General features: G+C 67.8%; 23 protein-coding genes. 15 read left to right on the top strand and 8 right to left on the bottom strand.

Annotated elements, in window-relative coordinates:
• Positions 1 to 94 precede the first annotated feature (94 nt).
• Positions 95 to 667 carry a TetR/AcrR family transcriptional regulator gene (locus Psi02_RS27050; RefSeq protein ID WP_203978479.1) on the bottom strand — a complete coding sequence of 191 codons (573 nt, stop codon included), beginning with the start codon at positions 665 to 667 and terminating at the stop codon, positions 95 to 97.
• 324 nt (positions 668 to 991) lie between these two features.
• Between Psi02_RS27050 and Psi02_RS27045 the strand changes: the two genes are divergently transcribed.
• The 3 genes from Psi02_RS27045 to Psi02_RS27035 all read left to right on the top strand — a co-directional run bounded on the left by Psi02_RS27045 (position 992) and on the right by Psi02_RS27035 (position 3717).
• Positions 992 to 1450 carry a hypothetical protein gene (locus Psi02_RS27045; RefSeq protein WP_239095187.1) on the top strand — a complete coding sequence of 153 codons (459 nt, stop codon included), beginning with the start codon at positions 992 to 994 and terminating at the stop codon, positions 1448 to 1450.
• 760 nt (positions 1451 to 2210) lie between these two features.
• Positions 2211 to 2831 (top strand): alpha/beta hydrolase, encoded by a 621-nt coding sequence (locus Psi02_RS27040; protein WP_203978478.1) that lies wholly within the window; start codon positions 2211 to 2213, stop codon positions 2829 to 2831.
• 442 nt (positions 2832 to 3273) lie between these two features.
• Entirely contained in the window at positions 3274 to 3717 is a 444-nt protein-coding gene (locus tag Psi02_RS27035; protein ID WP_203978477.1) for an ester cyclase, read from the top strand.
• Between the two features lie 381 nt (positions 3718 to 4098).
• Here Psi02_RS27035 and Psi02_RS27030 read toward each other — a convergent pair whose 3' ends face one another.
• Both Psi02_RS27030 and Psi02_RS27025 read right to left on the bottom strand, forming a co-directional pair.
• Positions 4099 to 4530: a hypothetical protein gene (locus Psi02_RS27030; RefSeq protein ID WP_203978476.1), complete on the bottom strand. Its 432-nt coding sequence runs from the start codon at positions 4528 to 4530 to the stop codon at positions 4099 to 4101.
• 259 nt (positions 4531 to 4789) lie between these two features.
• The gene (locus tag Psi02_RS27025; protein WP_203978565.1) at positions 4790 to 5011 is read right to left on the bottom strand and encodes a hypothetical protein; all 222 of its coding nucleotides are present in this window, start codon (positions 5009 to 5011) and stop codon (positions 4790 to 4792) included.
• Between the two features lie 40 nt (positions 5012 to 5051).
• Between Psi02_RS27025 and Psi02_RS27020 the strand changes: the two genes are divergently transcribed.
• On the top strand, positions 5052 to 6182 hold the full coding sequence (locus Psi02_RS27020; protein ID WP_239095186.1) for a sensor histidine kinase: 1131 nt from the start codon (positions 5052 to 5054) through the stop codon (positions 6180 to 6182).
• A complete protein-coding gene (locus tag Psi02_RS27015) occupies positions 6179 to 6829 on the top strand; it encodes a response regulator (protein ID WP_203978474.1) in 651 nt (216 codons plus the stop codon). The genes Psi02_RS27020 and Psi02_RS27015 overlap by 4 nt, the downstream gene beginning before the upstream one ends.
• Here Psi02_RS27015 and Psi02_RS27010 read toward each other — a convergent pair.
• Positions 6826 to 7530, bottom strand: a complete 705-nt coding sequence (locus Psi02_RS27010) for a DUF2306 domain-containing protein (RefSeq protein ID WP_203978473.1) — start codon at positions 7528 to 7530, stop codon at positions 6826 to 6828. The two genes, Psi02_RS27015 and Psi02_RS27010, sit on opposite strands and share 4 nt — an antisense overlap.
• 184 nt (positions 7531 to 7714) lie before the next feature.
• Here Psi02_RS27010 and Psi02_RS27005 point away from each other — a divergent pair, with 184 nt between their 5' ends.
• The 4 genes from Psi02_RS27005 (at position 7715) to Psi02_RS26990 (ending at position 12481) form a co-directional block, all read left to right on the top strand.
• Complete coding sequence (locus Psi02_RS27005) at positions 7715 to 8701, top strand: NAD(P)-dependent alcohol dehydrogenase (RefSeq protein WP_203978472.1); 987 nt, start codon at positions 7715 to 7717, stop codon at positions 8699 to 8701.
• Between the two features lie 348 nt (positions 8702 to 9049).
• Entirely contained in the window at positions 9050 to 10006 is a 957-nt protein-coding gene (locus tag Psi02_RS27000; protein WP_203978471.1) for a branched-chain amino acid ABC transporter permease, read from the top strand.
• The gene (locus Psi02_RS26995; protein WP_203978470.1) at positions 10003 to 11733 is read left to right on the top strand and encodes a branched-chain amino acid ABC transporter ATP-binding protein/permease; all 1731 of its coding nucleotides are present in this window, start codon (positions 10003 to 10005) and stop codon (positions 11731 to 11733) included. Before Psi02_RS27000 ends, Psi02_RS26995 begins: the two co-directional genes overlap by 4 nt.
• Positions 11734 to 11752: 19 nt before the next feature.
• Positions 11753 to 12481 (top strand): ABC transporter ATP-binding protein, encoded by a 729-nt coding sequence (locus tag Psi02_RS26990; protein ID WP_239095185.1) that lies wholly within the window; start codon positions 11753 to 11755, stop codon positions 12479 to 12481.
• Positions 12482 to 12531: 50 nt separating this feature from the next.
• Here Psi02_RS26990 and Psi02_RS26985 read toward each other — a convergent pair whose 3' ends face one another.
• Positions 12532 to 13842, bottom strand: coding sequence for an ABC transporter substrate-binding protein (locus Psi02_RS26985; protein WP_203978468.1), 1311 nt, complete (start codon positions 13840 to 13842; stop codon positions 12532 to 12534).
• A gap of 37 nt (positions 13843 to 13879) precedes the next feature.
• Here Psi02_RS26985 and Psi02_RS26980 point away from each other — a divergent pair, with 37 nt between their 5' ends.
• Positions 13880 to 14368 (top strand): hypothetical protein, encoded by a 489-nt coding sequence (locus Psi02_RS26980; RefSeq protein WP_203978467.1) that lies wholly within the window; start codon positions 13880 to 13882, stop codon positions 14366 to 14368.
• A 257-nt stretch (positions 14369 to 14625) separates the two neighbouring features.
• A complete protein-coding gene (locus Psi02_RS26975) occupies positions 14626 to 17013 on the top strand; it encodes a WD40/YVTN/BNR-like repeat-containing protein (RefSeq protein ID WP_203978466.1) in 2388 nt (795 codons plus the stop codon).
• A gap of 223 nt (positions 17014 to 17236) precedes the next feature.
• Here Psi02_RS26975 and Psi02_RS26970 read toward each other — a convergent pair whose 3' ends face one another.
• Positions 17237 to 17638, bottom strand: a complete 402-nt coding sequence (locus tag Psi02_RS26970; protein WP_203978465.1) for a YkvA family protein — start codon at positions 17636 to 17638, stop codon at positions 17237 to 17239.
• Positions 17639 to 18003: 365 nt separating this feature from the next.
• On the bottom strand, positions 18004 to 18771 hold the full coding sequence (locus Psi02_RS26965; RefSeq protein ID WP_203978464.1) for a FadR/GntR family transcriptional regulator: 768 nt from the start codon (positions 18769 to 18771) through the stop codon (positions 18004 to 18006).
• Positions 18772 to 19011: 240 nt separating this feature from the next.
• Here Psi02_RS26965 and phtC point away from each other — a divergent pair, with 240 nt between their 5' ends.
• On the top strand, positions 19012 to 19758 hold the full coding sequence (gene phtC / locus Psi02_RS26960; protein ID WP_239095184.1) for a 3,4-dihydroxyphthalate decarboxylase: 747 nt from the start codon (positions 19012 to 19014) through the stop codon (positions 19756 to 19758).
• Positions 19759 to 19819: 61 nt separating this feature from the next.
• On the opposite strand, the gene Psi02_RS26955 is transcribed toward phtC, so the two are convergent.
• Positions 19820 to 21073: an MFS transporter gene (locus tag Psi02_RS26955; RefSeq protein ID WP_203978462.1), complete on the bottom strand. Its 1254-nt coding sequence runs from the start codon at positions 21071 to 21073 to the stop codon at positions 19820 to 19822.
• Between the two features lie 316 nt (positions 21074 to 21389).
• Between Psi02_RS26955 and Psi02_RS26950 the strand changes: the two genes are divergently transcribed.
• The 3 genes from Psi02_RS26950 (at position 21390) to Psi02_RS26940 (ending at position 23976) form a co-directional block, all read left to right on the top strand.
• A complete protein-coding gene (locus tag Psi02_RS26950) occupies positions 21390 to 21623 on the top strand; it encodes a hypothetical protein (RefSeq protein WP_203978461.1) in 234 nt (77 codons plus the stop codon).
• An 83-nt stretch (positions 21624 to 21706) separates the two neighbouring features.
• On the top strand, positions 21707 to 22828 hold the full coding sequence (locus Psi02_RS26945; protein WP_203978460.1) for an ABC transporter substrate-binding protein: 1122 nt from the start codon (positions 21707 to 21709) through the stop codon (positions 22826 to 22828).
• Between the two features lie 74 nt (positions 22829 to 22902).
• On the top strand, positions 22903 to 23976 hold the full coding sequence (locus Psi02_RS26940; protein WP_203978459.1) for an ABC transporter substrate-binding protein: 1074 nt from the start codon (positions 22903 to 22905) through the stop codon (positions 23974 to 23976).
• Positions 23977 to 24056 lie beyond the last annotated feature (80 nt).

Below are 24056 nucleotides of genomic sequence, written 5' to 3'. Positions count from 1 at the left end.
ATGGGTCTGGTGGAAATCACCGCGATGCCTGCCGGCTTTGCCCTGCCGGGCACGGGGCTGACGTGGTGGGCGAAGTCATCTGGCAGGCCGAGCACTATTCCTGCAGGAGCTTGTCGACTCCGCGCAGGAAGGTCTCGCAGATCAGTACCGGGTCGAACAGGCAGCCGGCGGCCATGGCGCCGTCGCGCATCATCACGAAGTGGCGGGCGGCGGTCTCGGCGGTTGTCTCCCGGATCTTGGCCAGCAGTTCCGTGACCGTTTCCAGGAACCATTGGCGGTGGGCGAGCACGGCCTTGTGCGCCGGGGACTCGGGGTCGGGATATTCGGCGGCGGCGTTGAGGAAGGCGCATCCCCGGAAGCCGGGGGACTGGATGCCCTGGGTGATGGACTTGCTGAGGGCCCGGATGGTGTCGGCGGCCGGTAGTCCGACGGTAATGGCCTCGTCCGCCTGGCTGCGCATGGCTCGGTCGACCTCGTTCAGGTAGGCGAGGACGAGGTCTTCCTTGCCGGGGAAGTGCCGGTAGAGGGTGGCCCGCGTCACCTGCGCTTCCGCGACGATGCGATCGATGCCGACGACGTGGATGCCCTCTGCGTAGAAGAGTCGGGTAGCCGTGTTGAGCAGCCGGGATCGCGCTTCGGATGGCCGGCCTTCGGATTGCCTGCGCATGCCACCACCTTAGTGGGTAGAACGTTCGGTCTTGACAGCGTGCGTCGTGGATTGCCATGCTGTGCCGCGATAGAACGTTCTGTCTTGCAGGAGAGTTGTTCCAGTGGCTCGTCGTCTTCAAGTGGTCAGCCACGCCGGCCTGGTCGCCTACCTGATCGAAAAGGCCGACCACGGGACGCGCTGAACCGCTCTCCTCATCACTCATCCACCGAAAGGATCATCGTGAGCACTATCGCTGCTTCACCCGGTATTTCCAGGACCGCGTCCGCACTGCGGCGGCTGTACTTCGTCCGGTTCGCGTTCGCCATCGTCTGGGCCCTTGTGATGTTCACGACCGCCTCGAAACTGGGTCCGGTCGCGGTCACTCTGCTCGTGCTCTACCCGCTGTTCGACGTGGCCGCCGCCATCGTCGACGCCCGCGCGTCGCGTACCACCGGATCACCTGCCCTGCTGTACGTGAACATCGCGGTCAGCCTGATCACCGCCATCGGCGTGGCCATCGCCTGCGCGTCCGGTATCCCGGCGGTGCTGCGCGTGTGGGGCGTTTGGGCGGTCGTGGCCGGCCTGGTCCAGCTGATTGTGGGTGTCACCCGCCGCAAGATGGGCGGCCAGTGGCCGATGATCATCAGCGGCGGCATCTCCGTACTCGCCGGTGCGTCGTTCATCGTTGGTGCCACCGCGGACAACCCGACGCTGACCAACGCGGCCGGCTATGCCATCCCCGGCGGCATCTTCTTCCTCATCTCGGCCTTCCGTCTCGGCCGCGCCGCGAAGGGAAACTGACATGGGCGGCACCACTTACTACGATCCGTCAATCCCTTCAGCACCGCGCCGAAGCCTTCTTCCTCCACCACCCTGCTGGACGTGACCGCGGGGCTGAACTCCCTGAGAGAACGTCGTAGTAGAGCTCGAACTCGCACCTGCCCTTTCCTGACCTGCGCCCATCACGTCGAGTAGTGCCCCGACCAGGCAATACAGATCTCAACCTCTCCCGTTGACTCGCTGATGATCAAGATGCGCTCCTGTGATGGGGCCGACTGTATTTGGGGTGGTGACTTCGTCTCCACCGACGGCCGACAGAGAGTCGCCGACGTTGAGACGGATGATCTCAAGCACAAAGCGCTGGTCGGGCGAGCATGTCGCTATCTACGTCGAGGGGCGGGCATACGCCCAGGGCCCGACCGAATGGAAGAGCTCCCTCCCCGAGGTCGTTACTGCCAGCATCGTCGTCATCGGTGGCGTGATATGGCTCTGGCGCTTGTCTCCACCGCCTTGGCGAGGACGGAAGCGAGCAGTCGTCCTTGTGCTGAGGTCACGAAGGCCAGGCACCCGTACGGAATGACCTGGCCTTTCACACTGAGAGTGGACGGCACGTGTGCTCAACTCGCCAGGCCGCGCCGACTCCCAAGGATGAGGTTCGAACATGGATGACCAGGCAGCCGCGGGCGGAGGCGGTCCCGGACCACCGCCGGAACCGGCGCGCTCCGGCCCGATGGCGGGAGGGCTCGTCACGGAGACGCTCGCTTACGACGGAGGCCGGCAGGTGACGGTGTACGTCCCGCCGGATACCCCGGAGGTGGTCGTCTTCGCCGGTGACGGTAAGGGGATCTCACAGTGGGGCGGGTGCCTCGAGGCGGCCGGCGTCCCGTCCACGATGATCGTCGGTGTACATGGGCCGGCCGATGAGACGTCGCGGCTTCATGAGTACTCGCCGGTCTTTGATGCGGAACGGTTCGCGGCACACGAGAAGTTCTTCGTCAAGGACGTCCGCCGGTGGGTGCGCTCGCGTTTCGGAGTCGCGCTGCCCCTCGAACGTACTGCGGTGTTCGGTGTCTCGGCGGGTGGCGAACTCGCGCTCGCCCTTGGGCTCCGGCATCCCGGCATCTACGGTGCGGTCTTCTCAGGTTCGCCGGGCGCGGGTTACAAACCGCCTGGCGTGATGCCGGGTTCGATTCCGCGCGTGTACCTCGTCGCCGGCACGCTGGAGCCGTTCTTCCTCGACAACGCGAACCGGTGGGCGGCCGCGCTGCGCGATGCAGGTGCGGACGTCGTCATGAGCGAGCGGGTCGCGTCACACGGCGCCGCGCTGTGGCAAGGCGAGTTCCCGCTGATGGTGGCGTGGGCGTTTGCACGCGGATCGACTGCCGTGCACCCGGCGCGCTGACACCCGTACCGGACGACAACCCTGACGACAACGTCGGCTCACCACAAGCACACGCCCGACGGCCATGTAGCGCCCTTTGACATCGTGCAAGAGGAGTCCATCAGAGTGAATGCTCCGCCTGAAAGCGGACGGTCGGAGCCCAAAGTCCGCGTCGGTAGCACGACTAACAAGCGGGAGTCGATCTGGTGGTGAGACGCCATCACCGATCGCGCAATTGATGCGGACTGAAAGGAAGCGCGGGTCTGTTGCCGTGTTGGCATTGACATGGGCCAGCCGGGAAGCCGCCTCGCGTTCGGTGAGACGCACTTGACGCAATCGTGAGCAGCGATTGACCGCCCAGTGGATAGCGTTTAAGCGAGACCGATGTACGGACTAGCCTTGATCGGTTCTCAGCGCTGCCGCCTGGCCATCTCGGCGGCCCAACATCACGAAGGCCCGTAGTATGGCTTCCTCCTGGGACATCAAACACCGCCTGACCGAAGCGATCAACGCTCACGACCTGCGCCGAGTGCTCGACTATTACAGCCCGGGCGCCGTGTACGTGTCACCGGCAGGCATAGCAGAAGGACATGAGCAGATCGCCTGGCTCTACGAGCAGTTGTTCAAGGGCTTCCCGGACTATCACCTGACGGCGTGGTTCGAGGCCGCTGACTGTGAGAACCCCGCGGTCACGGAATGGACGGTCACCGGTACTCACACGGGACGTTTCCTCCTGCCGGACGGTCGTGAATTGGAAGGAACCGGCCGCCCCATCACCCTCCGTGCCTCATGCTCTGTCTTCGTGGAGAACCAAAAGATCGCCACTCATCGGGAATACTTTGATCAGTTAGAGCTCTACGCCCAGCTAGGTTTCGGCTTGACGAAGCTTGATGTCCTCTCCATGTAGGTGAGGCGTAGTCGACTCCGTCTCGCCGGCGTCCGAGTTGGGACTGTAAGACGAAAGGTTCTGGCACGAATGCGGTGGTGACGCTGAGTCGCCTCCGCCAGGATCATGGCATGACTCAGACGTTGTGAAGACTCTGCCTCCGCCGCTGGCTGCGGTGATGCTGGTGGAGCGGTGACTTGCCGATCGACCGGCTATACGCGGGAGTCGGGTCGCAATCCTTGTATCTGCTTGTGCAGTTCGTCCCAGGGGAACGATGCTGCTCCAGGCGCGCCGGAGTTCGGGGCCGGAAGATGCTCCAGGTCGAAAATGACCTTCACACCCCACTCCCGCAGCAAAGCAACGCTCCTGGCGAAGGCAGGATGGCGGGCCAATGCGCATCAGCTACTGCGGCCAGATCTGGCGGGCGCGCGGAAGGTCCTTGATTCCGCCGCCGAGGGGAATCATGCCCCATAGGAATGGGATGACGTAGTTGGGTGGCTCGCCGAGAAGGTCCGGGAGTTCATCTTCGGTGATGTCGAGGGAGAAGGGCCTGCCCCTGCGGTCTGGCGCCCATCCCTCGTCGAGTGCACGTCGGATGGTCGATTCCACCAGGACCGGGCGTACAGCGATGGCTCGCTCTCCGAGCCAGTTGTCGGGCCGGGCACAGGGGAGGGTGACCTTGAGGACGTTGGCGGGTTGTGCGGCGTGTTCCACCGAGAACGAGAGGGGAGTCCAGCCGTTGCCTTCGCAGTAGGTGGGCCGGTGACGGATGCGCCACCGGAATACCACGTCGGCCACGGTGATGAGCCGAGAGCCCTTCTTGGGCATCGCCATGAATCTCTCCTGCTCCGCCCATGTCCCTGAGGTATCGGAACCAGAGCTGCACCGTGGTGGATCCCCGGGAGCGTAGCGTCTGCGCTAGGACCTGAGCGACCGAGTAATCAGGTGAGCAGGCGGAGGCGTCCACGCGGACCTCATGGGGGCCACACGTCATGCGCGTAGCCGAACAACGCGCACGTCGCCAAACAGGTGGGTCTGTCCATTGAACGGCTCTGTCGCAGATTCACCTCTCTCTTTCGGTGGTGACGGAGGGTTAGGCCAGGAGGATGCGGTGGCGGAGCAACGCGAAGCTGGCCCGGCCGTGCATCTGGCGCCTGATGCGCTTGGTCTCGACGCCGTCAGATTCGCCTGCGCGGGACTGTTGGCCCAGGAGGGACTGCACGCCACCACGGCCGGTGGCCACTACGCCGTCCAGCAGGCCGTGGTCCGCCAGTTCGGTTCCGCCTTCGAGCCCTTCGGCGTGCCGGCTGAACATGCATCTGTTCGAACGGGCGTGGCTTTCCTACGATGTGGACGTGCTCGCCCTTCTTCGCTCGGTCTGGGACGAGCCGCGCCCGTCCCCCGTGCCTGCCCGCGTCTGGCGAGACTGGGTGCTCGTGGCGCTGCTCATACCGGCGGCGGCGCTCGAAGGGGTCCTGCGGCCGGATCTTCCGTGGCGGGCCTACTCGGTGACCGTCGCCATCGGGCTGGTGCCCACCTTGTTGTGGCGCAGGACCAGGCCGCTGTCGATGCTCACGATCTGCTTCGTCGCCACGAGTCTGATCCCCGCGTTGCTGGGCGGGCCGTCCTCCGACGAGTACACGGCGGCGTATCTGCTGATCCTTCCGTACGCGTTGTTCCGATGGGGGTCGGGCCGCGAAGCCGTGATCGGGTTCGCCGTCATGCTCATCTCGGTCGGCGTCTCGACGATCTCCGCGCCCGGCGACCTGGTCGGCGCGCTGGCCGTCATGTTCGCGACCATCGGCCTGGGCGGCGCGTTCAGGTACCGGGCCGGGGAGAGGATGCGCGAGCTGGATCAGGTGAAGCTACTCGAACGCGAACGGCTGGCCCGCGACCTGCACGACACCGTGGCGCATCACGTCTCGGCGATGGCGATACGCGCCCAGGCGGGCCTCGCCACGTCGGCGTCGGGACCTGACGCCGCCACCGAGGCGCTCCGCGTGATCGAGGCCGAGGCGTCACGCGCGCTCGCCGAGATGCGCGCCATGGTCCGCGTCCTGCGTCGCGGCCAACCCGCGGACCTGACACCCGGCCGGGGCATCGGCGACCTCGAGAAGCTCACGCGACGGAGCGGCTCCGGCCCGTCCGTCGACGTGGAGGTCTCGGGCGATCTCGGCGACCTCTCCCCAGCGGTGGGGTCCGCGGTATACCGGCTCGCCCAGGAGTCCGTCACCAACGCCCTGCGGCATGCGCGTCACGCCACTCGCGTCGAGATACGCGTCACCGCCGACGAGACCTCGGTGCACCTGCGCGTGAACGACGACGGCGAAAGCAGCCTCATCCGCCCGACCGCATCAGCGGGATACGGGATCCTCGGAATGATCGAGCGCGCCGACCTGCTCGGCGGCACCTGCATGGCCGGCCCTGATCCCGACGGAGGCTGGACCGTGACCGCCGTGCTGCCTCGGACGGGGCCGGAGACATGAGCATCCGGGTGCTCGTCGCCGACGACCAGGAGATCGTGCGCACCGGGCTCACCATGATCCTCAACGCCCAGCCGGACATCGACGTCGTCGGCGAGGCCGCCGACGGACGGCGGGCCATCGAGCTCGCCCGGCGCCTGCGCCCCGACGTGTGCCTGTTCGACATCCGCATGCCGGGCGTCGACGGCATCCAGGCCACCCGATCCCTCGCCGGGCCGGGCGTCGCCGACCCTCTCGCCGTCGTCGTCATCACCACGTTCGACCTCGACGAGTACGTCTACGCCGCGCTGAGAGCCGGCGCCCGGGGCTTCCTGCTCAAGGACGCGGGCACGGAACTGCTCTCGCAGGCCGTCCACGCCGCCGCCGACGGCGACGCACTCATCGCCCCGAGCGTCACCGCGCGGCTGCTCAGGACCTTCGCCCGGCCCGTGACCGGCTCGGCCCCGGTGCGGCCCGTCGAGGCCCTCACGGAGCGGGAGGAGCAGATCCTCGCCACCGTGGCGCGCGGGCGGACCAACAGCGAGATCTCCGAGGAGCTCCACATCTCCCTCAGCACGGTCAAGTCCCACATCGCCAGCCTGATGGCCAAGCTCGGCGCCAGAAACCGCGTCGAGATCGCCATGTGGGCCTACGAGACCAACCGCGTCTAGAAGGACGCGGGCCGGCTGCGGACGACCCATTCGGCCACGGCGAGATTGATCAGCCAGCCGGCGGCCACGAGCAGCGCCCTGGACGTCCCGCTGGGCATGCCGAAGATCAGGACCCAGGGCAAGTGGATCAGCGCCTGCGTCCCCGCGCCGACCCCGATGGCATAACCCCGGGTCATCCATGCGCGGTGCCGGGCGACGTCCCGCCGCCGGATAGCGGCCAGCCCCAGGCCGATGAACACGACCATCGCGGTGCCGAACAGGAGCCGGAAACCCGCGAGGAGATCGCCGTCGCCTTCGGGGCGGGGATAGAACAGGGTCATCCACAGGCCCGTGAGCCCCGCGGCGATTCCACAGGGAACGAGCAGTCGCCCGGCCGCGCGATGCAGGCGGGGGTGTCGGCGGCGGAGGCCGCGCGCGAACTGGAAGGCGCCGAGCACGCTGTAGAGACTGGCGCCGATTATGTGCAGCACCACGGGAAGGGGCACGGCGAAGAAGCGCGCGTTCTCCGGCGTGATCGCCGCGCCCCCGCCCAGCTGAGTCAGGCGGGCCGCTCCGGCGATCACGGGAACGGCGCTGAGCATGATCAGCGCCGCGGGGGCGAGCCAGGAGGCCGTGGCGGACGTCCCCGCCTTGTCGGGGGCGCCCGCCGGAGGGCCGCCTCGAGGCGATGTCGGATTTTCCACCGTGTTCTCGTCGGTCATGCCCCGATCGTGATCGGCGGGCGACGCCGGTTCATCGGGCGATGGGCCTGATCCGGGTCGGCCTATCGTCCGCCAAACGGGCGTACTTTCGGCCGATGAGCCCTTTCTCCTGGACTTTTACAGTGAATTTCCGGCTCGAGACCCGCTCGTCGCCGTCCCCGCCCGCAGTGGATGAGGAGAAGTGATGAAGGCGTTCGTTCTGCGCTCGTACGGTTCCCCCGACGTCCTGGACCTGACCGAGATCGACCGGCCCGTGCCCGGCGAGGACGAGGTGCTCGTCCGGGTGCGCGCCACCTCCGTCCAGCCCTACGACTGGCACCACATGAGAGGCGAGCCGTACATCGCGCGCCTGATGGGCGGCAGCCTCGGGCCGCGCAGGCCGAAGTTGGACATATTGGGCGCGGACGTGGCGGGGCAGGTGGAGGCCGTCGGCGGGCGCGTGACGGGGTTCCGCCGAGGCGACGAGGTGTTCGCGCAGCTCAAGCAGGGAGGCTTCGCCGAGTACGTCTGCGTCCAGGCGGGCGAACTGGCGCCGAAGCCGAGGAATCTGTCGTTCGAGCAGGCGGCGGCGGTGCCGCTCGCGGCCAACACCGCCCTGATCGGCCTGCGTGACGTGGGGCGGATCCAGCCGGGCCAGAAGGTCCTCGTCAACGGAGCCTCCGGCGGTGTCGGCACGTTCGCCGTGCAGATCGCCAAGGCGTTCGGCGCGGAGGTCACCGGTGTCTGCGGGCCGCGGAACGTCGGCATGGTCCGGTCGATAGGCGCGGACGACGTCATCGACTACACCAAGGAGGACTTCACGCGGGACCGGCGGGGGTACGACCTGCTGCTCGACAACGCGGGAAGCCGCCCGGGGTCCGCATGCCGCCGGGTGCTGAAGCCGAAGGGGACCTACGTCGCCGTCGGCGGACCCGCGAGCCGATGGTTCCAGCCGGCCGTCCGCGTGTTCTCGGCGGTCGCGATGTCCCCGTTCGTGTCTCAGCGGATGGCCGTGGCGGACGTGGTCGCCTGCACGGAGAACAGGCGGAACCTGATGGCGCTGACCGAGCTCATCGAGGACGGCAAGGTCACCCCGGTCATCGACCGCTGCTATCCGTTCGAGGAGATCCCGGCGGCCATCAGATATCAGGAGGAAGGACACGCACAGGGAAAGGTCGTCATCACCGTCTGAGAGCGTTCATAGCCCCGTGCCGCGACAGCCGGCTGTGCGCCCGCGACACGGGCCTGCGAGTCACCAGACGTCAGGCCGACCTGGGCAGGCCCCGCCGGCGCCAACGATGCGGGTCTGTCCATTGAACGGCTCTGGCACGAATTCGGTGACGACGGTCGGTGATCTGGGCGAGCAGGACGCGCTGGCGGAGCAGAGCGAAGCCGGCGCGGCCGTGCATGCGACTGCGACTGCGGTTCCCGGAGCACCGGTCACCGGGCTATAAGATCCCCCTCCAAAGACTGACGAAGGGTGCGTCGACATCTCCTGTTATCACTCATCTGGCTCGCCGATCACTGAGGATGGCGCTCGGTGAGCGGAGGGGTGGCGCTGCAGGCGTTCCTGAGCGGGTTGGCCCTGGGTACGGCCTACGGCTTGATCGCGATGGGGTTCAGCCTCGTCTACCGGCTCACCGGCGTGATCTCCTTCGCGCACGGTGATTTCGTGGTCGGCGGCGTGTTCATCGGTGTGCTGGTGGTGCTCGGGTCCACGCCGGTGGCGGCGGCACTGGACGTGGTGCACTCCGTCGGGCTGGCGGTGCTGATCGTCGCCGCGGGAGCGGCACTGTCGGCGGGCGTCTACTTCGTCGCCGTACGGCCCTTCCTGCCGGGAGTCGGGCACCGGTCCACCCGCGGGGACGTCTTGGGCTGGGTGGCGGGTGGCCTGGCCGCCGGCCTGCTGATCCGGGAGGTTCTCGGGCTGGTGCTCACGCAGGACGCGTATGCGGTCCCGGATCCGTTGCGCCTGGGCAGCCTGACGCCTTCAGGGGTGCTGCAACTGCCCGGGGGAGAAACGGTGTCGGTGCGCGCTCTCGGGGTCATAGGCATCGGGTTGGCCGTGGGGATCCTGGTCGAGCGGCTGCTCGTGCTCACCCCGGTCGGCACGGCGATGAAGGCGGTCAGTGAGGACCCCACTGCCGCCGCGCTGCTCGGGCTCCCGGTGCGGCGGCTGGTGCTCGTCGCTTTCGTGGTGGCCGGCGCGCTGGCGGGTCTGGCGGGGCTTCTGATCTCCCCAGACCGTTCGCTCGGTGTCGACGACGGCGTCGTCCTCGGCCTCAAGGCGATGGCGGCCGCGCTGGTGGGCGGCCTGGGATCGGTGCGTGGCGCGCTGGCCGGAGGGCTGGCGCTCGGCGTGATCGAGTCGTTCGTCGTCGCATCGAGCGTTCTCGGCCCCCACTACGCCGACGTGGTGCCGCTGACCATCCTGCTGATCGTGCTCGCCCTCGGACGGCGGGGCCTGCGATCGGCGCTGCGTGAGGACCCGGAATGACGGTCGAGCTGGCGCACTATCTGTACCTGTTGATCGCTGTGCTGGGGCTCGCGCTGTCCGTCTCGTACGGAGGGCAACCCGTCCTGTGCCAAGGCGCGTTCCTGGCCGTGGGCGGTTTCGGTGTCGTGCATCTGGAACGCGCCGGATTGCCGCTCGCGGCGGCCGTGCTCGCCGCCGCCGCGATCGCGGCGTGCGCCGGCTACCTGGTCGGCCTGCTCACGGCTCGTCTGCGCGGCGCGGCGGTCGCGTTGTCGACATGGGCGTTCGCCTGGCTCGTGTACACGTTGCTCCATGCGTTTCCCGCGGTGTCCGGTGGGAGCCAGGGGCTGGTTCGCCCGACACCGGCCCGCCTGAACTCACCGTTCTTCGGCGTGACCGTCACTCTCACCCCGTGGGTGCACGTCGCCGTGGCGGGAACGTTGTGCCTGCTGTCGCTGGCCGCCGTGGCCCGGCTGACCCGTGGGCCGGCCGGCCTGGACTGGGCGGCCCTTCGCGAGGCTCCCGCGCTGGCCACGTCCCTCGGGGTGCCGGTGCTTCGCCGCAGGGCCGCTCTTTTCGCCACGACCGCGGCCATCGCGGCGGTGTCCGGCGCGGGCATCACCGTGCTGCTCGGGGTGGCGGCCCCATCCGACGTCTCGCCATTGTTGTCCCTCCAGTTGTTCGTGGCGGCGCTGATCGGGGGTACGGCACGGCTGTGGGGGCCGGTGCTCGGCCTGCTCGTGATCGCCGGGATTCCACCGCTGGGCGACGCACTCGCCGGCGCGGTGGGTCTGCCGGCCGAGGCAGCCGGTGGCGTGCTCACCGCCTTGGCGCTGGTCGCGGTTCCGTTCCTCCGCGAGCCGATCGAACGGCTGGCGGCCCGGTGGCCCGAGCGGGCGGAGCGCCCGCGTGAACCGGTGGAACATTCCGGGGAATCCGCCACCCCCACCGCTTCCCGGAAGGGGGTGATGTTGGCCGCCCAGGGGCTGGATGTCGGTATCGGGGAGACGGACATCCTCACGGGAGTGGACTTGGAGGTGCGAGCCGGAGAGGTCCACGCGCTCATCGGCCCCAACGGCAGCGGCAAGACGACGGCCTTACGCGCCCTCGCCGGCGCTCTGCGTCCCAAGGGCGGCCGGATTCTGCTGGAGGAGACCGACGTCACCGGGGCCGGCCAGTTCGAGATGGTCCGGAGGGGAGTGACCCGGACGTTCCAGCGCACCGTCGGTCTGGAGCGGCTCTGTCCTCACCGTCAGGTGCTGCTCGGGGTGCGCGGAGGAACACCGGTGCCGTTCGCCGCCGTCCGGCATCTTTTCGGAAGCACGTCGATGCAGGACTACGCCGACATCGCCGACCGCGAGGCATGGAGGGCGCTGCGTGTGACGGAACTCGCCCAGCGCGCGTTCGACCGCCCGGGGGCGCTCGGCGCCGGCGAACTGCGTCTCCTGCAGGTGGCCCGGGCCGTCGCGACCGGGTCGCACGTACTCCTGCTCGACGAACCGGCCGTCGGCATGACCGGGCCGGAACGAGCCGCCCTGGCCCGTGTCCTGCGTCGCCTCGCGGCAGGCGGCGTGGCCGTCCTGCTGGTCGAACATGACCTGGCGCTGGTGTACGGCGTCGCCGACAGGATCACCGTTCTGGACCGCGGCCGGGTGCTGGCGAGCGGAACCCCCGAGTCGACGGCCGCCGATCCCGCGGTACGCCGGATCTACCTCGGCGATGCCGATCCGTCGTCCACCCGCGCCTGACGTATTGAGAGGAGACCGCGTGGCGCTGCTCGACATTCGCGGACTGTGCGCCCGCCACGGCGTTGCACCGGTGCTGGACGACGTGTCCTTTCACGTCGAGCGCGGCGAGATCGTCGCGTTGCTCGGCGGCAACGGCGCGGGCAAGACGACCGTCGCCCGTGCGGTGTCGGGCCTGCATCGGCCGAGTTCGGGCGAGGTGATGTTCGACGGCCGGGACATCACCCGGTGTGACCCTCGGCGGATCGTCCAGGGGGGACTGAGTCACGTGCCCGACGGCAGGCGCGTCTTCCCCAGTCTCACCGTCGAGGAGAACCTGACCCTCGGCGGCTATCTCGACGGCCGCAGGAAGAACGTCGTCGCCGAGCGCCGAGAGGGCGTCTACCGGACCTTTCCGCGGCTGGCGGAGCGGCGCGCGCAGCGCGCCGGCAGCCTGTCCGGCGGAGAGCAGCAGATGCTCGTCATCGGCCGCGGTCTCATGTCGGACCCCTCACTGCTGGTCCTCGACGAACCGTCGGCTGGTCTGGCTCCTGCGTCGATCGCCGCGCTCGCCGAGGACATCGCCGCCATCCGGGCCGCGGGCACAGCCGTTCTGCTCATCGAGCAACACCTTCAGCTGGCTTTGCGGCTCGCCGATCGGCTCGTCGTGCTGCAGGAAGGTCACGTGATCCTCAGCGGGTCCACGACGGCGGTGGCGGCCGACCCGCGGATCGGCCGGATGTACTTCGGCGACGGCAACCCCCTGAAGTGACCCGCTCCCTTTCCCGGAGGCCCCGATATGCGTCCCCGTGGTGAAGGGCGTCAGTCCTGCAGTTGGTTCACCGAGGGGATGGTGTCGGAGAGCGGGTCGTCGCCGACGGGTTCGAAGACGAATCCGTGGAACCGGGCGAAGTACATGTCGCTGGGGTTCACCCCCTCGTGCTGGTCGGCCGCGTAGCCGCGGTAGTCGCCGTTGGCGCCGGTGATGCTGATCTTGTTCAGGGCCTCCATGAGCGGCTCGCCCGGCGCGCCGCTCTCGCTGAGCGATGCGGCGACCAGGTGAACCGCGTCGTAGGAGAGCATCGGCCAGTCCGGCGGCTGCACGACCTGCTTGCCGTCCTGGCGGACACCGACCAGATCGACGCCCATCTTCGCCTCGTAGCCTGCGCGGAACTGCTCGAACGGCCCCGGCCCGACCTCGCTGGTCATCCGGAATGAGACGAAGGTGACCTGGTCGAGCCATTCCGGATGCTCGGCGAGGCGCTGACGGACCAGCGGGTCCTCACCGGTGGGCCCGGTGTAGACGGGCACCTTCCAGCCCAGCGCGTGGACGGCCTGGATGACCGCGATCACGTCGCTCGCGCTCGCCCACACCACGAGTTTGTCGGCGCCCGCCTGCCGCGCGGCCAGCACCTGCGTCGTCAGGTCGGGGGAGCGTGCCGGCGCCTTCTGATCCGCCGCCACCTCCACCTCGTCGATCTTGAAGGCCTGCAGCAGCGCCTCCCGGCCCTGCTCTCCGTACGTCGAGTCGTCACTGATCACGCCGACTTTGGGGCGGCTGTTCGCGATGTAGTCGGCGAGCCGGCGCGCCATCGGCTTGTTGGCCGGCGCCATGCGGAAAAGGCTCGGCCAGCGGGACGGGTCGATCAGCGCCTCGCCGCCTTCGAAGCAGATGAAGACCGGCAGGTGCGCGGCGTCGGTGATCGGCGCGACGGAGGCCGCGCCGGTCCCGTCAGTGAGCAGAACGGCCGCGTGGTCGTCGACCGCCTTGCGGGCGTTCGCCGCGGCCTTGGCCGGTGACCCGGCGTTGTCGAGCACAGTCAGCCTGACCCGGCGTGATCCGGACGAGGTGGTGACCCCGCCGTGCGCGTTGAGCTCGTCGATCGCGAGCCGCGCCCCTCGTTCGAGGAATGCGTCGATCCACGGCTCTGTGGACATGGGCGCGCTGACCACCACCAGTAGGTCGTCGGTGGACGCCCCCTGTGACCCGCCGCCCGAGCAGGCGGAGATCAGCACGATGAGGGCGGCGACCCACATCGGCACCATCCGTCGTCTGTGGCCACGCCGGCGAACCTGGTAGCGTCGCCGCCCGCGGGCGTATCCGCCCGTTTTGAGGGATTCCTGCCCGATCATGCGCAGGACCTTATCTCACCCCCTGAGGAACAATTTCATGAACATCACACGACTGATCGCTGCGGCGAGCATCGCCGTCGCGGCTGTGGCGTCGCTCGCCGGTTGCGGGGAGACTTCGAACGGCGCTGCTCAGGGAAGCCCCGTGAGCGCGACTACGGCGGCGGCGAGCCCTGAGGCGGCGGGCAACGGCATCCCCTGCTCGCAGGCCGGCGACCTGACCGGCAAGCCGGACCGGCAGCCGCCCGCGGACCTGCCGATGCCGCCCGGCGGGCAGGTCTACATGTCCAAGGGGCCCTTCGGCAAGACCGAGCTGTTCTTCGTCGCGAAGGACGCGGATCCCACCAAGCTCGACAGTGTTCGCGACGAGGCCGCGGACGTGCTCGCCAAGGCCGGGTACAAGATCGAGCGCAAGGACCAGGAAGAAGGCTCGGAGGCCGAAGCGCACCTGTCTGGACCTCACGACGTGGCCATTCAGGTGATCCAGCTGTGCGAAGGAAAGGTCCGGGTCAAGTACACGTTGTCGTAGGAGACGAACGCCGGCCCGTGGCTTCCTACATTTGTCGCACGAGACCCTGGCGGCTCCGCCAACGGGTTTCGTGCTGCTGGAGGCGGTGCACGGGCCGGCCCCCGTACGACGCCGACGCGCGGTGCGGCATCGAGCGGGCACGCCCGCAACGTCCCGGAAGTAGTTAACCTTCGACAAACGTCTATTGACTCAATACTTCCGCTCTCTTTACCTTTTGCCCCAGATGTCCAACTGTGGACGGGTTATTGGGAGACGGAATGGTCAAGAGACGTAAGGGTCGGATGAGGCGTGCCCTGCCCGCGATCGGTACGGCGGGCGTGCTCGCGTTCGCCGTGTCGGCCTTGACATTCCAGGGGCCCGCGTTCTCTGGTCAGGCGGTCCTGTCCGCGGGAAGCCAGACGAGCGCCTCTCTCCAGCTTCCCGGCGAGGAGGAGGACGGTGGTCCCGCCGAACCGGCGAAGTACCTCACGCAGAAGTTCACCTCCGGCCAGGAGGTGACGGCCGCGCAGATCAAGCAATCGGTCCAGCAGGCCAAGGCGCTCAAACCCGGCGACGGCACCTGGGATCTCGTCGGTCCCTCGAACATCGGAGGCCGTGTCACCGACCTGGCCGTCGACCCCGCCCACCCCGACACGTTGTACGTCGCGGCATCGGGCGGCGGCGTCTGGAAGAGCACGGACGCCGGTAACACCTTCGAGCCGGCCTGGCCGGACGACTACACGCAGACGGTCGGCGCGCTGGCGATGGGCCCCGACGGCACGCTGTGGGCCGGTACCGGCGAGGCGAACCCGTCCGGCGGCGGTCTGACCTACTTCGGCGACGGCGTCTACCGGTCGACCGACGGCGGCAAGCACTGGCAGCAGTGGGGCCTCACCGGCAGCGCGGCGATCGGCAGGATCGTCGTCGACCCCACGGACCCGCAGACGGTCTTCGTCGCGGCCGCGGGGAACCTGTCCGGGTCGGCGAGTGAGCGCGGCATCTACCGGCTGACGAACCACGGCAAGGACTGGAAGCTCGTCCTGCCGACGCCGAACGCCACCACCGGCGGCGTCGACCTGGCGATCGACCCGACGAACCCCAAGCGGATCTTCGCGTCGCTGTGGGACCACCAGCGCAACAGCGGCGCACGCCTCTACGGCGGTGTCGGCTCCGGTCTGTACCGGTCCGACGACGGCGGGGACACGTGGAAGCGGCTGGAGAACGTGACCGGCAAGCATGTCTCGGACACCTCGGGCACCGGCCTGACGAGCGACGCGAGCCTCGGCCGCATCGGAGTCGCGATCGCGCCGAACGACCCGAACCGGGTGTACGTGATCTCCGGGAACACCTACGGTCCTGACAAGGGTTTCTACGTCTCGAACGACGGCGGCGACTCATTCGTGCCGGGCGGTCGTGCGGGCGGTTCGAGCGGCTTCGAGTGGTGGTTCGGGCGCCTGTGGGTCGACCCGAAGGACGAGAACCACCTGTTCAACGCCGATGTGAACCTGCGCGAGTCCAAGGACGGCGGCGCGACGTGGGCCACCTCCAGCGGACCCCACTCCGACCAGCACATCGTGCAGTGGGACCCCAACGTCCCGAACCGGGTCTACCTCGGGGACGACGGCGGCGTCTACCGCTCCGACGCCAACGGCGCCACCCGTTCGTGGATCCACGCGACGTACGAGCCGTTCAACCAGTCGTACCACCTCGCGGTGGCCATGGACGACCCGAGCCGGCTCGCGTCCGGCCTGCAGGACAACGGCAGCAACCGTACCTGGACCGCCGCCGCCGGGCCTTCGGACCTGACGCAGTGGAACTCCTACGGCGGCGGTGACGGCCACTTCGTCGTGATCGACCCGAGCGACCACAACATCTACTACGAGTGCTCCCAGGTCGGAAACTGCACCCGCCACGAGGACGCGAACGGCACCACCCGCAACATCCGGTTCGGAACGCGGCACTCCTCGCGGATCACGACGGACGCCCCGGTCGTCCTCGACCCGAGCGACCCCTCGATCGTGTACTTCGGCGGCAACGTTCTCGACCGGTCGACCGACCGGGGCACGACCTGGACGCAGATCAGCCCGCCCGGGGACTACCTGACCGGCCCGGTTCCGCCGGAACAGGACGACCAGGGTTCCTACGGCGGCCTCTACTCCACGATCACCACGGTGGGTGTGGCGAAGACGGACGGCAACACGATCTACGTCGGTACCGACACCGGCCGGCTCTGGAAGACGACCGACCTCGGCGCCAACTGGACCGAGTTCACCGGCAAGGGCCTGCCCGTCCGGTGGGTGAACTCGATCGTGGTCGACCCGGCCGACGCCGACCACGTGTACGTGGCCTACTCGGGCTACCGGGAGGGCGACTACGCGGCGAACGTCTGGGAGACGACCAACGGCGGAGCGAGCTGGAACAACATCAGCGGAAAGCTGCCGAACGCGCCGGTCGAGATGCTCGCCTACGACCAGCAGAACGACCAGCTCTACGCGGCGACCGACTTCGGCGTCTTCTACGACAAGAACGGCAAGAAGAACTGGAAGCGGTTCGGCGACGGCCTGCCCAACACGCCGGTGCTCGACATCAAGATCACCGGTGACGGCAAGACGCTCTACGCGGCGACGTTCGGCCGCAGCGTCTGGAAGATCGCGCTTCCGCAGTAGTAGCGAGTCACCCACTGACGGTCGGGGAGGGCGGGCGCACAACGGGCCCGTCCTCCCTGCGTTTTGGTCGTCCAGCCCGGCGGGTCGGTGCGTGGGGTTTGGCCTTTAAGCCGGGCGTCGACGACATCCGCGATTCCCCGCCCTCGCCGTGGCGCCGGCCATCCAGGCGGAAGGCGGTCTGGTGAGCCCGTACGACCAGCGGCGGGTTCCACCACATCGCGAATCATGACGCTGGCCGCGCTGGACCAAGAAGCCGTTCCAACAGACGAGTCTCTCCAGGCCATGCCTCAATGAGGACCTCGCGCGGGACCTGGCGACCGGCGTAGCGTAAGGCCAGCGCGACAACGACGATGTCATCGAGCGGTCCGATCACCGGCAGGAACTCGGGGATCAGATCAATGGGGCTGGCGACCCACAACCCCGCGAACACGATGGCAATCTTCGCTCTTCGTGGCACCTGCGGATCTTTCCGCAGTCGCTGCACCGTGGTCACGCAGTCGGGAATGAAGGCAGCCAGATCGCGCAGGATTCCGGGCGGCAGGCGGCGAGCGAGCATCACCAGCACGGCCCAGCTCGCGAGCATGCAACCGATGGCGATGCCGAGTCCGGTGAGCCAGTTACTCATACCTTCAGAATGAGGCAGTTTTTCCCCGACGCCACATTGTGATCCCCGAGGCGATGCCCCACAACGGCACGATCACCGAGACCAGTAACCCGTAGAGCAACACCCCCGGGAACAAGTCGTACCGGAAACAGCAGACCAATGGCCCCACGGTCGTCGCCGCGCCGATCACCCCTCCAGCCCGGCCGAGCCACGCGGGATGTCCCTCCACCTTGATCGCGCGCATTTCCAGACTTCGCCAGGAAACAGACCATTAGGAAGACAGTGACGTGCTGCGACTCGCCCCGACTCCTTCCCCGCGTGCGAAGTGCACTCGCAACGGACGCACATTAGTCAGGAGGCCTGCCGTCCCCGGCCCAACGGACGCGTCAGCATGCGGGAGTGTTCGGAGCGACCCGGTCGGCGGTGCGCTGGAGATGGGCACGCATGATCGCTGCGGCCTGGTCGGCGTCGTGGCGCTCGATGGCGTCAACGAACTCACGATGTTCGGTGCTGCCGAGCAGGCCCATCACGGGAGCGGCGACCTTCGCCTCTTCGAGTGACATCAGCAGTGGTCCGTGGAAGCTCTTGACCAGCATCTCGATTGCCGCATTGTGCGTGCATGCCGCGACCTGCACGTGGAACTCGGCGGACAACGTCATCGAGTAGGACTCGTCCTTCAGGGCGTCCTGCTGCCTTTCACAAATCTCCTTGAGCGCAGCGATGTCCTCGGGGGTCGCGCGGTCGACCACGATGGGGACGATCCCGAGCTCGAAGACCATGCGGGCCTCCGTCACCTCCGCCGCCGTAAGCGGACTGAGCTTGAGCAGGGTGGCCAACCCCTCACCGACACGTGCGCTCGATGGCGTGGACACGAACGCTCCGCCGCGCGCCCCGACCCGGATCTCGATCAGGCCGCCGGATTCCAGGACCCGCAGCGCCTCGCGGACCGTAACACGGCTCACGCCGAACTGTTCACACAGATCCCGTTCGCTCGGAAGCCTGTCGTCGGTCTTGAGGCGGCCCTGCTGGATGAGCAGGCGGATCTGATCGACGATGACCTGGGAGACTCGCACCGCACTAACCGGGCTGAACAGGCCCACCCCTGTCCCCGAACCCGCTCTGCCCGACTTGGTCTTGCGCTGTTCGACGGTCATGCGTCCATACTCCAGCATCAGGTGGTCTGATTACGTCTTCGTTGACACTCTAAGGCCTGACCGGCAATATGGTCCTACCAATAGCCCTCATCGAGATCACCCAAGCCGAGCGACGCCCGCTCGAGTGGTTGAGCACGCACCGGTTCCTCTTGCAAGCGGCGCACGACGCGTTGCGCGTCGCCGGCGACAGGACGGATCCGGGGGCCACCCATGTCGGCATCCGCCCAACGGAGAAGCACCGTGACGCTCCCTGACGACCTCACCCCTCTGCGTCGCAAGATCGTGCTGGCCTGCCGCATCCTGGCAAACGCTGGGCTCGCGGAGGACATTCTGGGTCACGTGAGCGTGCGTGTCGGACCCGACGCGATGCTGGTGCGCTGCCGTGGCCCACAGGAAGAGGGACTGCTGTTCACCCTCGAGGAGGACGTGCGGCTGGTCGACTTCGGGGGCAAAGGCGGCGATCTCGGCCCCTGGGCGGTCCCGAACGAGTTGCCCATCCACGCAGAGGTGTTGCGCGCCCGCCCCGACGTCGATGCGGTGCTCCATTGCCACCCTCCCTCGATCCTGGTCGCGGGCGTGGAGGAGATCCCGTTGCGGCCGGTCTTCGGCGCCTACAACATCCCCGCGGCACGGATGGCCCTGGACGGCGTCCCCGTCTACGCCAGGGCCGTCCTCGTCCGGCGCCCGGAGCTCGGACGAGAGTTGGCCGAGGCCATGGGCGAGTCGGCCGTGTGCGTCATGCGGGGGCACGGGATCACCACGGTCGGGTCGGGCGAGCACGCGGTGGAACAGGCTGTCTCGCGGGCGTTGAGCCTGGACGCGCTGGCTCGCGTCAGCGTCGAGCGGGCCCGGCTCGGTGACCGGGCCGCGGACCTCTCCGCTGAGGACATCGCGGAGCTTCCCGACCTCGGCTCGTCGTTCAACGACGTGAACATCTGGCGTCACCATGTCGCCAGGCTGCGGCTGGCCGGCCTGTCCCTCGACTGACCTGTCCGTCACTCGCGCCTTGGGCCCGGCCATGTCCGGCTCGCGATCGACTGACCGGCGGTCATTCCTCGCGCCGGGCGCGCACCTTCCGCAACCACGGCAACACCGCGAGGGCTGCGAGCCCCGCCGAGATCCCGGCCAGCAAGAGTCCGGCACGAGGTCCCCACTGCTCGCACACCCACCCCGTGACCGGGGCGCCCAGGGGAGTGCTGCCGAGAAAGACCAGGCTGTGCAGGGCGATCACCCGTCCCTGCAAGGTGGGATCCGTCCTTATCTGTAACAGCGTGCGGGCGAGCGTGTTGAAGCAGATGTTCGCGATACCGAGTGCGACGATCGCCGCCATCGCCAGGGCAAGGGCGGGAGCGGCCGCGGCGGCGACGTTCACGCCGGCGAAGGCGAACGTCCACAGCAGCAGAGACCACGCGGTGGCGTCCACGCGCGCGGCGCTCGCGAGGGCACCCAGCACTGCGCCGACTCCGAGAGCGGACGTAAGCCAGCCGTAGACCTCTGCGCCTCCGCCGAAGGTCTCGCGGGCGAGTAGAGGGAACACGACGCGGAAGTTCTGCCCGAGCAGCGCCACCACGGCGACGAGGAACAGGCACGCGCGTAGCTCCGTGTGCTCCCAGACATATCGCAGGCCCTGCCTGGCCTGACCCTTCGCTGGGGGAAGGGCCGGAACCCGGTGCAGTTCCTTGGGGTTCATGCGCGCGAGCCCGAGCAGGACCGCCGCGAACGAGAGCGCGTTGACCGCGAATGCCGCACCGATGTCGACGGTCGCGATCAGGACCCCGGCGATCGCCGGGCCGACGAGGCGGCCGGCATTGTGCACCGTCGAGTTCAGGGCCTGCGCGTTCACGTAGTTCTCCGGACTGACCATCTCAGTGACGAAGGCCTGTCGCGCGGGCGTGTCGAGCACGGTGACGAAACCGAGCCCGAGGGTGAGCGCGTAGACCATCCAGAGCTGCACGACGTCGCTCAGCACGAGCATCGCGAGAGCGGCCGCGAGGACGGCGCTGACCGCCTGCGTCGCCATGATCGTGCGGCGCCGGTCGAGCCGGTCGACGAGGACGCCTCCCCACAGGCCGAACAAGAGGGTGGGCAGGAACTGCAGCGCGGTCGAGATTCCGAGCGCGACGGGGGAGTCCGTCAGTTCGAGCACCAGCCAGTCCTGCGCCACCCGCTGCATCCAGGTTCCGATCACGCTGACCGCGTGACCGGCGAAGAAACGTCGGTAGTTGGGCACGGTGAGTGAGCGGAAGACACGCCGATGGGCTGTGCGGGATCGGACGAGGAACGTGTCACCTGCTGAGCCCACCGAGAGCCTCCTCCCCAAATGAGGCTAATGGTATTACCGTTCCTCGTTCATGGAAGGGGTCCGGGGTCACCTCTTCCGACTCTTGTCGGCGGGCGGGCCCGTCCTCGCCACGTCCTCGCGTGTGTCGGCGGTGAGGTCGCCGGACGGCCGACGGGGCCCTATCTGATCTAGGTGTGGGGAGACGGCCGGGCGTCTATCAGGGGGCCTGGCCGGGGGCTTGTCCGCGATGTAACGGTCCGGTAAAAGTATGGCTCAAGGGTTAGACCTTTAGTCCGCTGAGGTGTCTACTCGGGGTCACTCGCCAAAGGGAGGCAAAATGCGCGATGACGATCTGCCCGGAGTAGCGGCCAACGAGCGGAACCGGGACGCGTCGGAGATCGCCGCTCGTGACGAGTTCAACGGGGAGCATGCTCCGATCAAGGGGCTCGTGCTCCTATGCGACCTACGGAAGACGGAGTTGCCGGAACGCCCCTGGCGTGGCATCGCGCCCCCGCGCTTGGCGTGGCACCGGCACTTCAACCTGGCCCAGACCGACACGGGCGTGATTTAAACAGGATTTCTCGCGGGGGGGAGAAACGTGCATCCGCCGGGTCGGGGCTCGCACCGACTCGCCGAGCTCGCGGGAGAGCATCAATGCAACACCAGAGAATCCTCGGAGCGGTGGCTGCGGCCGCCGTAATCCTCTTCCTTGGGGCCTGTGGCGCCTCGCCGACCGCGGGAGGCCCTGCGGTCGACGGAGCCAACAATTCCAGCACCAAAGCCCAGGCGATTTACGACCGCATCAACCGGCTCACCGGTGACGAACGGACCAAGACCCTCCTTGATCTCGCGAAGAAAGAGGGCACGGTTTCGATCTATACCTCCAACACCGACCTGGACAAGGTCATCGACGGGTTCAAGAAGGCCTACCCGATCGATGTGAAGGTCTACCGCGGAAACTCTGAGTCGGTGCTTCAGCGCGTACTGCAAGAGCAGCAGGCGAACTACGACGGCAACGATCTCGTCGAGACGAACGCCGGCGAGCTCAACGTCATGAACGACCAGAAGATGCTCTATCCGTACGAAGGCGCGCTGCGTGACGCCGTACGCAAGGAGGGCCAGGCCGACGGCTGGACCGCCACCCGGTTCAACGTGTTCGTGATCGGCTGGAACACCACCAAGGTGAAGCCCGGCGAGGAGCCGAAGTCGTTCGAGGAGCTCGCCGACCCGAAGTGGAAGGGGCGCATCTCGCTGGAGATCGGCGACGTGGACTGGTTCGCCGCCATGTACAAGCACTACCTCGACCAGGGCAAGACCGACACCGAGGTCCGCGACCTGTTCAAGCGGGTCGCCGCTAACGCGAAGATCGCCAAGGGCCACACGGCGCAGGGCGAGCTGCTCTCTGCGGGGCAGTTCGCGGTGACCGCCTCCTCCTACAGCCACACCATCGACAAGGCCGCCGACCAGGGCGCCCCGGTGAGCTGGCATCCGGCCTCGGGAACTCCGATCCAGCCCATCGTGATACGCCCCAACGGCGTGGCCCTGATGAAGACGGCGACCCACCCGGCGGCGGCGATGCTGTTCGTCGACTACGAGCTCACCGAGGGTCAGAAGATCCTCCACGAGTCTTTCCGGGTCGGCTCGGTCCCCACGGCGAACGATCCTCTGGCCGGACTCACGGCGATCTCCGTGCCCGAGAAGGAAATGCTCGACGATCCCAAGAAGTGGGACGCGCTCTATGAAGAAATCGTCCAGTCAGGCCAGGAGGTCAAGTGAACACCGCACCCCCCCTGTTGGCCCGCCGTGCCGGCGGACCTGCGAAGCGCGCGGTAGCCACAGGATCCGCACTAGTGCTCCTGCTCGCCGGGTGCGGAGGCTCCCCCACGGCCACCGCACCGCAAGCCACGACCGCCGGCGGGCCTACCGCGGCAGAGAAGCTCTACGCCGAGGTCAACGGCATGACCGGTCAGCAGCGCCGCGACAAGCTCGTCCCGCTCGCTGAGAAGGAAGGCACACTCGACCTCTACACCTCCATGACGAGCGATGTCGTGGACGTGGTCATCAAGGCGTTCGAAGACCAGTACAACGTCACGGTGAACTTGTACCGCGCCGGGTCGGAGACGGTGCTCCAGCGCGTCGTGCAGGAGCAGAAGGCCCACTACCAGGGCAACGACGTGGTGGAGACCAACGCGACCGAGCTGTTCGACCTGAACACCGAGGGCGTTCTCGCAACGTACGACGGTGAGCGGCGCCGCATGGTTCCGGAGGCCGGTCGGCAGGAGGGATGGACGGCGACGCGGTTCAATCTGTTCGCGCCGAGCTGGAACACCAAGCTTGTCACCCCTGAGCAGGCGCCGAAGACCTGGGAGGACCTCGCCGATCCCAAGTGGGACGGCAAGCTGTCCATGGAGCTCAGCGACTCCGACTGGTACCTGACCCTCTACGGGTACTGGAAGAAGCAGGGTAAGACCGACGACGAGATCAACAAGATCTTCGAGGGCATGGCCAAGGGTGCCAAGGTCGTCAAGGGCCACACCGTGCAGGGCCAGTTGTTGTCCGCCGGCCAGTTCGCGGTCGCCGCCTCCAACTACTCCTACATCGTCGGGCAGGCCAAGGCCAAGGGCGCGCCCGTCGACTACCTGCCCTACGTCGAGCCGGTCATCGCCCGTCCCAACGGTATCGGGCTGATGAAGACGGCCAAGCATCCCGCCGCGGCGATGCTGTTCACGGACTGGCTGCTTCAGGAGGGGCAGGCGCTTCTCGTGAAGCAGGGGCTCACCCCCGCCATCGTCGAGGGAGACGATCCCCTCAAGGATGTGGAGATCATCCCCATCGATGTCGAGGAGCTGACGAAGAACGGCGACGAGTGGAACAAGCGATACGACCAGGTCATCTCCAACGGTGAGCAGGTCGACGGGAATTGAGTCACCAAGCGCGCGGCGGCATCGGTATCGGCGGTGCCGCCGCGCCCGCGATCACTGCAGGACTGGTTCAGAAAGAGGTG

This window comes from Planotetraspora silvatica (genome assembly GCF_016863315.1).
Taxonomy (GTDB): Bacteria; Actinomycetota; Actinomycetes; order Streptosporangiales; family Streptosporangiaceae; genus Planotetraspora; species Planotetraspora silvatica.
This window is presented reverse-complemented; position numbering and strand designations above follow the sequence as displayed.